Consider the following 15,097-nt stretch of genomic DNA (forward strand, 5'->3'; position numbering starts at 1 on the left):
TTGTTGAATTATTGAGTGATTGTTTGGTTCGGTGTCTCCATGCGCCCGAGAGGCGGACGGAGGAGGGGGAGCGGAGCGTGCAAGGAGTGGAAAGACATGGCCGTAGCGGACTGTCCTACCACTCCCTGCATCTCGCTGCGGGTCATTTCTTCCACTTCACGGCGGCCTGTTCTATCCCGAGGCCCGCCTTGTAGTTTTCGATGTAGGCGTTGAAGCCTGCCACGTCTTCGGGCGTGGGAGCCACTTCCGTGCCCTTGTTGCCGGCAAACACCCGGCTGTCGAGGAAGTCGGGGAGCGACAGGTGGGCCTCGTTGTTCACGAGGAAAGAGGCAAGCAGGGCTATTCCCCACGCTCCGCCTTCGCCCGCTGTCTCCATCACAGAGATGGGAGAGTTGAGCGCGGCGGCCAGGATGCGCTGTCCCACGCCGGGGGTCTTGAACAGTCCGCCGTGGCCGGTGATGCGGTCGACGGCCACCTTCTCTTCCTTGAACAGGATGTCATTGCCTATCTTGAGCACACCGACGGCGGCATGCAGATGGGCGCGCATGAAGTTGGCGAGGCTGAACTTGTCGCCCGCCGAGCGCACAAAGAGCGGCCGGCCCTCGGCCAAGCCTGTCACGGGTTCGCCCGAGAAATAGTTGTAGGCCACGAGTCCGCCGCAGTCGGCATCGCCCGTGAGCGCATGGTTGTAGAGTTTGCCGAACACCTCGTTCATGTCGACGGGCACGCCCAGCAGCTGCTGATACTCCTTGAAGAGGTTGACCCATGCGTTGAGGTCGGAGGTGCAGTTGTTGCAATGCACCATAGCCACAGGACTGCCGTCGGGCGTGGTCACCATGTCTATCACCTCGTAGGGCTTCGAGAGATTCTTCTCGAGCACGAGCATTGAGAATGAGGAAGTTCCGGCCGACACGTTGCCCGTGCGCTGCTTCACCGAGTTGGTGGCGGTCATGCCCGTTCCGGCATCGCCTTCGGGGGGACAGAGCGGTGTGCCGGGCTCCAGATGGCCGGAGGGGTCGAGGAGTTTGGCACCCTCGGGAGTAAGCCGCCCGGCACTTTCGCCTGCCGGGAGCACCCGGGGCAGAAGGTCGGAGAGCCGCCAGCCGAAGCCTTTGGGGGCCACGAGGCGGTCGAACTGCTCCACCATGCGGGCGTCATAGTTTTTCGTGTCGGGGTCAATGGGGAGCATACCCGAGGCGTCGCCGATGCCCAGCACCTTCTCGCCCGTGAGCTGCCAGTGGATATAGCCGGCCAGTGTGGTGAGAAACTTGATGTCTTTCACGTGCTCCTCGCCGTTGAGGATGGCCTGATAGAGATGCGAGATGCTCCAGCGCAAGGGGATGTTGAACGCGAAGAGCTCCGATAGTTCGGCCGCAGCCTGTGCGGTGTTGGTGTTGCGCCACGTGCGGAAAGGCACCTGTATCTTGTCGTCGGCGCCGAAAGGCATGTAGCCGTGCATCATGGCGCTGATGCCGATGGCGGCCAGCGACCGTATCTCCGTGCCATACTGCCGCTTGACATCCGCGCGCAGATTGGTGTAGCAATCTTGCAGTCCGGCCCAGATGGCATCGATGCTGTAAGTCCACAGTCCGTCCACGAGCTGGTTTTCCCATTCGTGGCTGCCTTGGGCTATCGGCTTGTTTTCCCCGTCGATGAGGACGGCTTTGATGCGGGTGGAGCCGAACTCAATGCCCAGAACGGCTTTGCCGGCTTCGATGGTTGATTTTGCTTCCATGTTGTTTGAGTTTACGAGTTTGCGAGTAGACGAGTAAACGAGTTGACAAGTAGGCGAGTGGACGAGTAAACGAGTTGACAAGTAGACGAGTTGTGTGCAGTTGACGCGCCGATTCCGAATCGGCAAACTGCCCACCTTTTATATAATAGGGCCGCCAACTTGCCTGCTTGTTTGTCCGTCCGCTCGTCTGCCCTCCTTATCGGAGGGCCTTGTTGAGCATGTAGTACACCTCGTTCACGCGCAGATCCTGACGGAAGTGCTCGATGTCGGTGTCCTTGTTGATGATGCAGCACTCGATGTCGGCAATCTCGGCATAGTCGCGCCAGTATTCGTCGGTGAGTCCGAAGCTGAAGCAGCTGTGGTGCGTGCCGCCGGCATTGAGCCAGCAGCCCACGCCCACTTCGAAGGTGGGTTCGGGAATCCAGAGCGCGGAAGCGACGGGCAGCTTGGGCAGCGGCTTGCTCTTGATGAGGTTCACATCGTTGGCGATGAGGCGGAAGCGGTTGCCCATGTCCACGATGGTGGCCGTGGTGCCGTGTCCCTGCTTGGCGGTGAACACGAGACGGGCCGTCGGTGTCTTGCGCACACCGATGCCGAGGAAGTGTACCTCCAACCGGGGCTTCTCCTCCGCGATGTCGGGATTGATTTCGAGCATGTGCGATTCGAGGATGGAAGTGTTGTCGCCGTCGAAATTGAGCGTGTAGTCTTCGAGGAACGAAGTGCCGCCGTCGAGGCCTTGGCTCATAAACCAGACAGTGCGATAGAGCGCGGCACTCTTCCAGTCGCCCTCGGCACCGAAGCCGAATCCGTCGCTCATCATGCGCTGGGAGGCCAGTCCCGGAATCTGGTCGAAGCCCTTGCCGGTCTCTTCTACGTTCACATCGCCCAAGTCGTCGAAGTTGGTGGTGAAGCCCTTGGCCCCCTTGGCAGCCATCACGGCACGCAGGGTGAGTTCGGCCTTGGCGGCATTCCACACCTTCCGGTAGGCCTCAGAGTTTTCATCCTTGATGTCTTCGGCCACCTGATATTCCTTGAAGTAAACGTCTTTCACGAGTGCCGTAACGTCGGCATCTTTCACTTCGTTGAAGAAGGTCATCACTTCCGAGAACGGCATGTAGTCTACATGGTAGCCCAACACCTGCTCGGCAGCCACTTTGTCGCCGTCGGTCACGGCCACGTTGTTCATCTGGTCGCCGAAGCGGAGGATGAGCATGTCCTGCGAGTCGGCCCAGCCGGCGCACACCCGCTCCCACACGGCGATGCGCTCTTGTGTCTTCTCGTCTTTCCAGTAGCCGATGACGGTCTTGCGGGGCTTGCGCAGACGGGTGAGGATGTGGGCAAACTCGCGGTCGCCGTGGGCACTCTGGTTGAGGTTCATGAAGTCCATGTCGATGGACTCGTAAGGTATCTGCCGGTTATATTGGGTGTGGAGGTGGAGCAGCGGTTTGCGGAGCATCTGCAATCCGTGAATCCACATCTTGGCGGGAGAGAACGTGTGCATCCATGTGATCACGCCGATGCACTTCTTGTCGTTGTTGGCCCGGGCCATCACATCGGCCACTTCGGCCGAACTGTTGGCCGTACCTTTATACACCACCTTCACGGGCAGGCGGCCGGAGTTGTTCAGTCCCTCCACCATTTCCTTGGAGTGACCGTCTACCTGTACCACGGCGTCGCCCCCGTAGAGAAGCTGTGCGCCGGTGACAAACCATACTTCGAAATTCTCAAATGCTTTAACCATAATCGTTTGAATTTAGGAACCCCTCGCCGGCCTTCTCCTTGGCAGGAGAAACAAGGGCCTTACAGGTCCCGGCCGGGTGGGGGAATAGTTATTTGTTGATTGTTTGTTTACTTCTTCTGTCCGTAATAGGCGTTGGGCCCGTGCTTGCGGCTGAAGTGTTTCTCCACGAGCAGCGGGTTCATCGTTGTCTGCGGATTCACGGCCAGCGAGATGTGGGCCATCTTGGCTACCTGCTCCGCCACCACGGCATGATAAACGGCCTCGTCGGCGTCCTTGCCCCAAGTGAATGGCCCGTGGTTCTTGACGAGCACAGCCGGCGTATGCACGTAGTTGATGTTGTCGCGCTTGAAGCGGTCGACAATCACCACGCCCGTGTTGTGCTCGTATTCGGCCATCTGGCCGGCTGTCATGTCGTCGGTGCAGGGGATGGCGTCATGGAAATAGTCGGCATGAGTGGTGCCGATGTTGGGAATGTCGAGACCGGCCTGCGCCCACGCCGTGGCGTAGGTGGAGTGGGTGTGTACCACGCCGCCTATCTCGGGAAACTCACGGTAGAGCACCAAGTGGGTGGGCGTGTCGGACGAGGGTTTGAGGTCGCCCTCCACCACCTTGCCGGTGTGCAGGTCGACCACCACCATGTCGTCGGCCTTCATGTTGTCGTAGCTCACACCCGACGGTTTGATGACGACGAGGCCCTTCTCGCGGTCGATGCCCGAGACATTGCCCCATGTGAATATGACGAGATGGTGTTTCACAAGGTCGAGATTGGCCTTGAACACCTTTTGTTTCAGTTCTTCTAACATGCTTTTTTGAGTTATGGGTTGCTTGTTGTCACTTCAGGTTGAAGGTGGGGTCGTCCTCGTAGATGCGCTTGTTGAAGCGGTAGAGGGCGGCTCCCCGTTTGGATGTCACCTTGTCGATGAGTTCCGTCTTCTCGATGAAGTCGATGTCTTTGATGCGCTTGCGGAAGTTGCGCTTGTCGATGGGGCTGCCCTGCACGGCCTCGTAGACGTGTTGCAGCTGTGTGAGCGTGAAGAGGCTTGGCAGCAGCCGGAAGCCCAGCGGCTCGGTGTTGATGCGCCGGCGTATCTGTGCGAGCGCGTTGCGCACCATGATGTTGTGGTCGGAGTAGAGCGTGGGCAGTTCGTCGAGGTTGACCCATTGCAGCCCATACTGCTCGCGCAGACTGTCGTCGTAGTCTTTCACGTTGATGAGCGTGCAGTAGGCCACGGAGATGACGCGCTCTCCCGGGTCGCGGTCGATGGCACCGAAGGCCCCCACCTGCCGGATATAGAGGTTGCGCATGCCCGTGAGTTCGTAGATCACCCGGTTGGCGGCATCTTCCAGACTCTCCTCGGCCCCCACGAATCCGCCGTAGAGCGACCATTCGCCGCGTCCGGGATCCATCTGCCGCTTGCCGATGAGTATTCTCAGTTTGTTTTCCTCAAATCCGAAGATGAGGCAGTCCACGGAGACGAAGACCTTGGAGTGTTCGCCATAAAATCCTGTCATGAGTATTGGTTGTTTTTTGTTTCGTTGATATTGGTGTGCCGGTGAAGCGGGCAGGGGACTTGTGACCCGCAGTCCGCTTCACCGCACGCTTACCAGAGGATAACGTAGAGCAGCAGCGTGATCACGGCGATGCCGATGGTGCCGTAGGTGTAGCTGCGCGTGGTGGCAAAGAGGCCGAGGTTGATGGGCAGTGCCTTCTCGTCGCGCACCTTGTCCATGGAGTTGCTGTAAAGCCACACGGCCGACGACCCCACGAGCACGCCGAAGAAGAAGAAGGCCTGGAAGCCGATGTCGTTGAGATAGGCGATGAGGTTGCTGTCGGGGTCGGCACCGGGATTCATGGCCCCGAGCGTGGTGACGATGGCAGCCGCCACAATCATCAGCACGCCTGCACCGCCGAGTATCTTCGACCACAGGAGCATGGCCTTGCGGTCGCTCTCGGAGGGTTGCTCGCAGCCCACGGTCTTCTTGTCGAAGTAGGATACAATCACGAAGAACGTGAAGAGGATGATGAAGATGTAGCCGGCGCGGAACTGGAAGGCCACGTCGCCGAGCGTCACCTTGAAGAGCACGCCCATCGGGATGGTGAGGATGGCCGTCCACACGGCAGCCAGCGAGGAAGCCCGCTTCCACAGCAGGCCGAGACCGAACACAACGATGATGCCCGGATAGATGAAGCCGGAATACTCCTGAATGTACTGGAAGGCCTGATCGAGACCGCCGAGCAGGGGTTTCACGGCCACCAGAGCGATGACGAGGGCGGCCACGGCCACCAACCGGCCCACGCCCACGAGCTGCTTGTCGCCGGCATTGCGGTTGATGTATTTCTTGTAGATGTCCATCGTGAAGAGCGTGGAGGTGGAGTTGAACATCGAGGCCAGCGACGAGATGATGGCTGCCGTGAGGGCGGCGAAGCTCAGACCCTTGATACCCGTGGGGGTGAAGTTGCGGATGAGCCAGGGATAGGCGTCGTCGGCCACGTTGATTTTGCCTTGCAGGTTCATGCCGGCGAAGGCGTCGGGATTCTGCATGATGTAGTAGGCGCAGATACCGGGCAGCACCACGATAAACGGAATGAGAATCTTCAGGAAGCCGGCAAAGACGAGTCCTTTCTTGGCCTCGTCGATGTTCTTGGCGGCCAGTCCTTTCTGGATGATATACTGGTTGAAGCCCCAGTAGCCGAGGTTGGTGAGCCACACGCCGCCCACCACGGCGGCGATGCCGGGCACGTTGGCGAAGGCATCGGCATTGTGGCTTTGCTGTATCACGAGATGGAAGTGTACGTCTTGCGCGTGGGCACCCGTGGTGAGGTCGTGAAACACTTTGCCCAGTGCGCCGAGTGTGTCGGTGCCGAACACGCCGGCCATCTCGCTGAGGGCCACATAGGCGGTGACCAGACCGCCGCCCACGAGGAATGTCACCTGCATCACATCGGTCCATGCCACCGAGGCCAGACCACCGTAGATGGAGTAGATGCCGGCCACGAGGAAGAGTCCGAAGATGATGAGCATCCGCATGGACACCTCGATGCCGAAGATGCTCACGGCCATGCCCTGCAGACCGAGTATCTGCTCAATGGCAAGTGCGCCGAGCCAGGCCACGGAGGTGAGGTTGACGAACACGTAGAGGAAGAGCCAGAGGATGGAGAAGGCCAGTCCCACACCGTCGTTGTAGCGTTCGCGGAGGAACTGGGGGATGGTGAATATCTTGCGGTCGAGCATCACGGGCAGCAGGAACTTGCCGATGACCACGAGCGTGATGGCGGCCATCACCTCGTAGGCTGCGATGGCGATGCCGTCGCGGAAGCCCGTGCCCGACATGCCGATAAACTGTTCGGCGGAGATGTTGGCGGCGATGAGCGAGGCGCCCACGGCCCACCATGTGAGGGTGTTGCCGGCGAGGAAGTAGTCGTTGGCGGTTTTTTCCTTGCCGCCTTTGTTGCGGCTCAGAAACAGTCCCAGTCCTACCAATAATATAAGGTAGACGATGAGAATCAGAAAGTCGATGGTCTTGAAGCCCGATGTGGCCAAGGCTTGTGAAATGTTGTTCATTGTTGGTGAGTGAGAGCCTCCCCCGGCCCCTCCGAAGGAGGGGAGTGCCTCGCGGGACACGGGTGGATATGGGGTGATGTTTTAGTCCACTGGTGGAAACCCGTTTGGGGGAGAGGCTGTTGGTTTATTGGTTAATTGATATTTCTGTTATTTGTTAAAGCACTCGTTAAAACATTTGTTAGAACATTTGTTAGAGCAATCGTTAAAACATTTGTTAGAACATTTGTTAAAGCACTCGTTAAAACATTTGTTAAAGCACTCCTGTTTCAAGGATAACACTCATTCAGCCTGTGTCCCGCCAGGCACTCCCCTCCTTTGGAGGGGCCGGGGGAGGCTAAACCTATATGCCAAGTGCGAGACATACGTCTCTCCCGGTTTCAGATAGGGGTTGGAGACCTCCCACCCCTTGGTCTTGGCCACCGTCTTGGTGGGCGAGTCGGGATATTTCTGGCTTTCGAAGCACACGCTCACGTGCTTGGGATATTTCACCCCGTGCTTGCCCGGGATGCCCGTGCCCTGGAAGTTGCCCGTGTAGACCTGCAGGCCCGGTTCGTCGGTGAACACTTCGAGCAGGATGCCCGTCTTGGGCGAGTAGAGGCTGGCGGCCACTTCGGCCATGTTGCCCTTGCCGTCCTTGAAGGTGTTCAGGCACCAGTTGTGGTCGTAGCCCGTGGCATTCTTGATTTGTTCGAATGTCGTGTCGCAGGCCTCGCCGATGGCCTTGGCCTTGCGGAAGTCCATAGGCGTGCCCTCCACGCTCTTGATTTCGCCCGTGGGGATATAGAGTTTGTCGCTCGGTGTGAAGCTGTCGGCATTGATGTACATCACCTCGTCGAAGGCATCCTTCGACGGGTCGCCGCTCAAGTTGAAATAGGAGTGGTTGGTCATGTTGACCACGGTCTCCTTGTCGGTCGTGGCCTCAAAGGCGATGTCGAGCGTGTTGTCGCTTTTCACGGTGTAGGTGGCCTTGGCCTTCACCGTGCCGGGGAAACCGTTGTCGCCGTCGGGCGAGGTGAGCGTGAACACCACGCTCGAGTCGGTGCGGCTCTCGATGTCGTATATCTTGTTGATCCAGCCCGTGTTGCCGCCCCCGTGCAGACAGTTGCCGTTGTCGTTGTCGCGCAGGGTGTACTGTTTGCCGCCGGCGGTGAGCCGTGCCCCCTTGATGCGGTTGGCGTAGCGGCCCACGGTCGAACCGTAGTCAGACGGCGAGTTGAGCGTGTCGGCATACTGCGCGATGTTGTCGTAGCCCAGCACCACGTCGGTGGGCTTGCCGTCCTTGTCGGGCACGGTGATAGACACCACCCGGCCGCCATAGTTGGTGAGGCACACTTCCATGCCGTTGTTGTTGTGCAGTGTCACGAGTTCGGTCTTCTTGCCGTCGATGGTCGAATCGAAGGCTGCCGGATTGAGCCCGGAAACCGTGAGCTGTGTCTCTCCGCCCGCTCCGCAGGCCGTGAGCATCATGGTGGCCGTTGCGGCTCCAAGAATCAGATGGTTGATTTGTCTCATTTGTCGAGGTTTTGTAGGTTATTAGTTATTTTGGGTGTAAATTTACAACTTTTCCCCTAAAGTTGTATCTCTTTGGCATCGGTTTTTTCGCGCAACGGTGTAAATATAACACTTTTTAATAGTCCCTCTGTCTTCGTCGCGCGGCAGGGGTGGCTGCGCCGCGCCGCTTCCCGGACTTCGGAGAGGGTGGGAGGGCGATGGCTGTCTGTCGCCCGGTGATTGTCCGATATTTTCTGTTCCGATTTGCATTTCGCCTTTTTTTGTTGTACCTTTGCCGTAGGAAAGGGAGTGCGGAAGTGCTTCCTTTTTTTATTGAATAGTCCCCAACAAGCCCCCCAAAAAACCTCCCTGAGAGACCCCCAACCCCCTAAAGGGGGCTTTTCCAACCAGTTATGGGTTGCTGTTCGGCCCCAACGGCTTTCTGAAAGGGCCTCTTTGGCGTTGTCATCCGGCCCAAGTGGGCTTCTAAGTGTGGCCGTTTTGCAAGGTCGGTCGGGCCGAGTGAGAATTTTGATGGGGCGGATGAGGCAAATGGGACAACTATATTTGGTGGAACAAATGGTCGTGGGGAAAAGTCGTGTAAGGCTTTTTCGAAATCTAAATAAGTTTATGACTATACCCTCCGGCAATCCCTTGCTGGCCTGCGAGGGGAGGGGGACGGGGATATTCGTTTCATCCGCACCATCCGCCGGCAAAAACACTCTTCGGCGAATTATACGAATTATGCGAATGCAGCTTGCGGAACAATTCGTTTCATCCGCACCATTCGCCGACAAAAATATTCTTCGGCGAATGGTGCGGATTACGCGAATGCCGTTTGAGAAATAATCCGCTTTCTCCTCCCCGTTCCGCAAATTCTTTGTAACTTTGTGCGCAATAAAGCAAAACCGAACTATGGACAAGTTTTCATGGAAGAATAAGTTTCTTACCCTTATGTGTGCAACCCTATTGGCCGGCACTTCCGCCGCACGGGAGCAAGGCCGCCTCGACCTGCAGACCATCACCTCGGGCGAACTCGCGCCTGCCTACATCACCGGCATCAACCCCATTGCGGGTACCGATCTCTATGCGCAGGTGAGTGCCGACGGTCGGCAAATCGTCAGCCGCTCGTTCAAGACGGGGCGGCAACGGGCTGTGCTCTTCGACGTGGCCGCCACCGAGGGCGAACATATCGACGCGTTTGACGGCTACGAGATGGACCGGCAGGGCCGCCAACTGCTCATCCGCACCCGCACCGAGGCCGTGTACCGGCGTTCCTACAAGGCCGAATTCTACCGCTACGACATCGCCACCCGCCGGCTCTCGAAACTCTCGGAGGGCGGGCCGCAGCAGGTGCCGGCCTTCTCGCCAGACGGGCGGAAGATAGCCTTCGTGCGCGACAACAACCTCTTTGTGGTGGCCGACGGGCACGAGCGGCAGGTGACGACCGACGGGCGGTTTAACGAAATCATCAACGGCATACCCGACTGGGTGAACGAGGAGGAGTTCGGCTTCAATCGCGCCTTTGCCTTCAATGCCGACGGCACGCGGCTCTGCTGGCTCCGCTACGACGAGTCGCGGGTGAAGACCTACGCCCTGCAACTCTTCAAGGGCGAGTGTCCCGAGCGTGAGGCACTGGCCGACTATCCCGGCGAATACTCCTACAAATATCCCAAGGCAGGCTATGACAACTCCGTCGTGAGCGCGTGGAGCTGCGACCTCGGGAGTGGTGAGGTGCGCCGGCTGCAAGTGCCGTTGGCCGCCGACGGCTACATGCCCCGCATCAAGGCCACAGCCGACAGCCGCGCCATGATTGTCTACACCATGAACCGCCATCAGGATACGCTCTGCCTCTACCGCGCCGACCCCGTCACGGGCCTCTCGCGGCTGCTCATCAGCGAGAGTGTGCCGCGCTACGTGAAGGAGGAGGCGATGGAGGGCATCACCGTGCTCGACCGCCACATCCTCGTGCCCAGCGACCGCGACGGTTACATGCACCTCTATCTCTACGACATGGAGGGTCGTCTGCTGCGGCAGGTGGAGCGCGGTGACTACGATGTGACGGCGGTCTGCGGCTTCGACGAGCGGCGGGGCGATGTCTACTATCAGGCTGCGCGGCTCAATGCCCACGACAGGCAGGTGTATGTGACCCGGGCCGACGGACGCACCGAACGGCTCACCGACCGCGAGGGCAACAACTCAGCTGTCTTCTCGGCCGACCTGCGCTATTTCGTCAACGTGTGGAGCGACTATGACCATCCCTATGTATTCACCTTGCGCACGAATGGGGGCAAGACGCTCGCCGTGCTCGAAGACAACCACAAGTTGGCAGGCCGGTTGGCCGACTATGGTTTCGGCCGCCGCGAGACTTTCTCGTTTGTCACCTCCGAGGGCGTGCGGCTCGACGGATGGATGGTGAAGCCGACCGACTTCGACCCCTCCCGCCGCTATCCCGTGATTCTCTACCAGTATTCCGGCCCCGGCAGCCAACAGGTGATAAACGCCTGGAGCACCGGCAGCATGGGGCAGGGTGGGGCCTTCGACCACTATCTGGCGCAGCAGGGCTTCATTGTGGCTTGCGTGGACGGGCGCGGAACGGGTGGCCGCGGGGCGGAGTTTGAGAAGGTCACTTATCTGAAACTGGGCGAACTGGAGGCCCGCGACCAAGTGGAGACGGCCCTCTATCTCGGCACGCTGCCCTACGTGGACAAAGACAATATCGGCATCTGGGGCTGGAGTTTCGGCGGTTTCTGCACGCTCATGAGCATGAGCGAGGGCCGCGGGGTGTTCAAGGCCGGTGTGGCTGTGGCGCCGCCCACCAACTGGAAGTTCTACGACACCATCTACACCGAGCGGTACATGCGCACGCCCCGCGAAAATGCCGAGGGCTACAAGACCAATCCCATTGAGCGGGCCGACCGTCTGCACGGTTCGCTGCTCATCTGCCACGGACTGGCCGACGACAATGTGCATCCTCAAAACGCATTCGAATATTCCGAAGCGTTGGTGCAGGCAGACAAAGACTTTAAGGAAAACTTCTACGTGAACCGCAACCACGGCATCCGCGGCGGCAACACCCGCACGCATCTGCTGCGCCAGATTTCGCAGTGGTTTGAGAGGGAATTAAAGTAGTTAGGAGTTTTATTGGGAGTTTTTTTGTAAGGAGTTAAAGGGAGTTAAGGAGTTAAAGGGAGTTAAGACAATAGTCTCATCGCTTATAAAGCTATATGGTCTTTGTGCAAGCAATAAAGCCGTTGTCTTAACTCCCTTTAACTCCTTAACTCCCTTTAACTCCTAATTCCCAACTTCCTTTTCGCGTTTTCTATGCGTTCCGGTGTGGGCGGTTCCACCCCTTTGAGCGGATAGTCAAGCCCGAGTTTCTCATATTTATACGTGCCCAACGTGTGATAGGGCAGCACATCCACGCGCTCCACATTGGTCAGCGTGTTGAGGAAAGTCCGCAGCCGGGCGAGATAGTCGTCGCGGTCGGTGATGCCGGGGATGAGCACATGGCGTATCCACACCGGTTTGTGAATGTCGCTCAAGTAGCGGGCGCAGTCGAGAATGTTGCGGTTGGAGTGCTTTGTCAGCTTGCGGTGCTCATCGTCGTCTATGTGCTTGATGTCGAGCAAGATAGTGTCGGTGTACTTCATCAGCTCTTCAAACTTGGCAAACCACGCCCCCTGCCGCGTGAAAGGCTGCGCCGAGGTGTCAAGACACGTGTTGATGCCCCGCTCGTGAGCCTTGCGGAAGAGTTCCGTGAGGAAGTCTATCTGCATCAATGCTTCGCCGCCGCTCACGGTGATGCCGCCCTCCCGGCCCCAATAGGAGCGGTAGTGCTCGGCCCGGTCGAGCAGTTCGTCGGCCGTCATCTTTTCCCCCACGCCCGTCTGCCACGAGTCGGGGTTGTGGCAGAACTGGCAGCGCATGGGGCAACCTTGCAGAAAGATGAGAAACCGGATGCCCGGGCCGTCCACCGAGCCGAAGGTCTCGATGCTGTGGATGAAGCCGAAAAGGGGTAGCCCCACCCCCGGCACGGCCTCACCCCCGGCCCCTCTCCGAGGGGAGAGGGGAGTGAAGTGCCTTGTGGGTGAAAGATATCTTGTATGTTCTTGTTGTTATCCATGTTATCATCCATAATGTTATGTAGCAAAAGAAAAAGCCTCACCCCCGGCCCTCTCCCCTTGGCGAGGGGCCGGGGGTGAGGCTGTGTCGGGAGTGAGACCGTTCCGGCTGCCTAAGCCTATTCCTTTTCTTACAACCTTCCGTGTGCCTGTCGGGCAATCACATCGAGCTGCTGCTCGCGTGTGAGGTCGATAAATTTCACGGCGTAGCCGCTCACACGGATGGTGAAGTTCTGGTATTCCTCTTTCTCGGGATGCTCCATGGCATCTTTGAGCTTCTCCACGCCGAAGACATTCACGTTGAGGTGGTGTGCCCCTTGGTCGAAGTAGCCGTCCATCACACCTACGAGCGTGTTGGCGCGTTCCTCGTCATCGTGGCCCAGTGCACCCGGACTGATGGTCTGCGTGTTGGAGATGCCGTCGAGCGCATACTCGTAGGGCAGTTTGGCCACGGAGTTGAGCGAAGCCAAGAGACCGTTCTTCTCGGCGCCATACGACGGGTTGGCACCCGGCGCAAGCGGTGTTCCGGCAGCGCGGCCGTCGGGCATGGCACCCGTGTACTTGCCATACACCACGTTGGAAGTGATGGTGAGGATGCTCGTCGTGGGCTCCGAATGGCGGTAGGTGTGGTATTTGCGAATCATGCCCATGAATGTCTTGAGCAACCACACGGCTATCTCGTCGGCCCGCTCGTCGTCGTTGCCGTAGCGGGGGAAATCGCCCTCGGTCTTGAAATCAATGGGGAAGCCCGTCTCGTCGCGCACGATGTTGACCTTGGCATACTTGATGGCGCAGATGGAGTCTACCACGTGGCTGAAGCCTGCGATGCCCGTAGCGAACGTGCGGCGCACATCGGTGTCGATGAGTGCCATCTCGGCAGCCTCGTAGAAGTATTTGTCGTGCATGTAGTGGATGAGGTTGAGCGTCTTCACGTAGATGCTGGCAAGCCAGTCCATCATGTCCATGAAGCGGGGCATGAACTCCTCGTAGTCCACCACATCGCCCGTGATGGGGCGCAGGGCCGGTCCGCACTGCTCGCGGCTCTTGGCATCCACACCGCCGTTGATGGCGTAGAGCAGACACTTGGCGAGGTTGGCACGGGCGCCGAAGAACTGCATCTCCTTACCTGTCTGCGTGGCCGACACGCAGCAGCAGATGCTGTAGTCGTCTCCCCACACCGGGCGCATCACGTCGTCGTTCTCATACTGGATGGAACTTGTCTTCACCGAGATCCACGCGGCATAACGCTTGAAGGCCTTGGGCAGGCGGCTGCTGTAGAGCACGGTGAGGTTGGGCTCGGGCGACGGGCCCATGTTGATGAGCGTGTGGAGGAAGCGGAAGTCGTTTTTGGTGACCATCGAGCGTCCGTCCATGCCCATGCCTGCCACCTCGAGCGTGGCCCATACGGGGTCGCCGGAGAAGAGCTGGTTGTAGGAGGGGATGCGGGCAAACTTCACCATGCGGAACTTCATCACCAGATGGTCGATGAGTTCCTGCGCCTCCTCCTCGGTGAGCGTGCCCTCGCGGAAGTCGCGCTCGATGTAGATGTCGAGGAATGTGGACACGCGGCCCACCGACATGGCGGCACCATTCTGCGTCTTCACCGCTCCCAGATAGCCGAAGTAGAGCCACTGCACGGCCTCGCGGGCGTTGGCGGCAGGGCGGGAAATGTCGTAGCCATAGAGGGCGGCCATCTCCTTCAGGCCGTTGAGGGCGCGAATCTGCATCGCAACCTCCTCGCGCAGGCGCACCACCTCGTCGATCATCCCTTGGTCGCCGATGCCTTCAAGGTCTTTCTTTTTCTCCTCGATGAGGAAGTCCACACCGTATAGGGCCACGCGGCGATAGTCGCCCACGATGCGGCCGCGGCCGTAGGTGTCGGGCAGTCCGGTGAGGATGTGGTTGTGACGCACACGCTTCATCTCCGTGGTGTAGGCGTCGAACACCCCGTCGTTGTGTGTCTTGGCATATTTGGTGAATATCTCGTGAATCTTTTCAGAAGGCTGATAGCCGTAGGTGGTGCAAGCCTGCTCGGCCATCTTGATGCCTCCGTAGGGCATGAAGGCGCGCTTGAGCGGCTTGTCGGTTTGCAGGCCGACCACCTTTTCCAACTCCTTCGTACCCTCGCCGATGTAGGCCGGGCCATAGACCGTCAGTCCGGAGACCACCTCCGTCTCCATATCAAGAACACCGCCCTTGGCACGCTCCTCCTTCTGGAGCTCCTTGAGTCGGCCCCACAGTGTGTCGGTAGCTTTGGTGGGCCCTGCCAGGAAGGACTCGTCGCCCTCATAGCCGGTGTAGTTGTTCTGAATGAAATCTCTCAGATCCACTTCAGAAGACCATTTGTTTCCTTTGAAACCTCGCCATTCTGTTCTCATAATTTTTTTATTTGTTATTGATGAATAATACTGGGTATAAATCCTGAATCTTGTAATTCGAGTGC

9 protein-coding genes are annotated in these 15,097 nt (G+C 58.6%); 1 reads left to right on the top strand and 8 read right to left on the bottom strand.

The genetic code is table 11. From position 1 onward, the window contains the following. Positions 1 to 142 precede the first annotated feature (142 nt). The 6 genes from HMPREF6485_RS12110 to HMPREF6485_RS12135 form a co-directional block, all read right to left on the bottom strand. Positions 143 to 1,735, bottom strand: a complete 1,593-nt coding sequence (locus HMPREF6485_RS12110; RefSeq protein ID WP_004346851.1) for a xylulokinase — start codon at positions 1,733 to 1,735, stop codon at positions 143 to 145. A 196-nt stretch (positions 1,736 to 1,931) separates the two neighbouring features. Beyond that, a complete protein-coding gene (gene araA / locus HMPREF6485_RS12115) occupies positions 1,932 to 3,476 on the bottom strand; it encodes an L-arabinose isomerase (protein ID WP_004346853.1) in 1,545 nt (514 codons plus the stop codon). Positions 3,477 to 3,583: 107 nt separating this feature from the next. Further along, the gene (locus HMPREF6485_RS12120) at positions 3,584 to 4,279 is read right to left on the bottom strand and encodes an L-ribulose-5-phosphate 4-epimerase (RefSeq protein WP_004343741.1); all 696 of its coding nucleotides are present in this window, start codon (positions 4,277 to 4,279) and stop codon (positions 3,584 to 3,586) included. Between the two features lie 28 nt (positions 4,280 to 4,307). Beyond that, positions 4,308 to 4,988 (bottom strand): NUDIX hydrolase, encoded by a 681-nt coding sequence (locus HMPREF6485_RS12125; RefSeq protein ID WP_004346854.1) that lies wholly within the window; start codon positions 4,986 to 4,988, stop codon positions 4,308 to 4,310. An 89-nt stretch (positions 4,989 to 5,077) separates the two neighbouring features. After that, positions 5,078 to 7,039: a sodium/sugar symporter gene (locus HMPREF6485_RS12130; RefSeq protein WP_004346855.1), complete on the bottom strand. Its 1,962-nt coding sequence runs from the start codon at positions 7,037 to 7,039 to the stop codon at positions 5,078 to 5,080. Positions 7,040 to 7,318: 279 nt separating this feature from the next. Beyond that, positions 7,319 to 8,551 (bottom strand): aldose epimerase family protein, encoded by a 1,233-nt coding sequence (locus HMPREF6485_RS12135; RefSeq protein WP_004346856.1) that lies wholly within the window; start codon positions 8,549 to 8,551, stop codon positions 7,319 to 7,321. A gap of 894 nt (positions 8,552 to 9,445) precedes the next feature. On the opposite strand from HMPREF6485_RS12135, the gene HMPREF6485_RS12145 reads away from it, so the two are divergent. Beyond that, positions 9,446 to 11,662 carry a S9 family peptidase gene (locus HMPREF6485_RS12145; RefSeq protein ID WP_004346859.1) on the top strand — a complete coding sequence of 739 codons (2,217 nt, stop codon included), beginning with the start codon at positions 9,446 to 9,448 and terminating at the stop codon, positions 11,660 to 11,662. Positions 11,663 to 11,817: 155 nt separating this feature from the next. Here the strand turns inward: HMPREF6485_RS12145 and pflA are convergent, their stop codons facing one another. Continuing rightward, entirely contained in the window at positions 11,818 to 12,567 is a 750-nt protein-coding gene (pflA, locus tag HMPREF6485_RS12150) for a pyruvate formate-lyase-activating protein (RefSeq protein WP_004346860.1), read from the bottom strand. A 218-nt stretch (positions 12,568 to 12,785) separates the two neighbouring features. Next, positions 12,786 to 15,032 (bottom strand): formate C-acetyltransferase, encoded by a 2,247-nt coding sequence (gene pflB, locus HMPREF6485_RS12155; RefSeq protein WP_004346861.1) that lies wholly within the window; start codon positions 15,030 to 15,032, stop codon positions 12,786 to 12,788. Positions 15,033 to 15,097: the final 65 nt, after the last annotated feature.

This window comes from Segatella buccae ATCC 33574, from assembly GCF_000184945.1.
GTDB lineage: Bacteria > Bacteroidota > Bacteroidia > Bacteroidales > Bacteroidaceae > Prevotella > Prevotella buccae.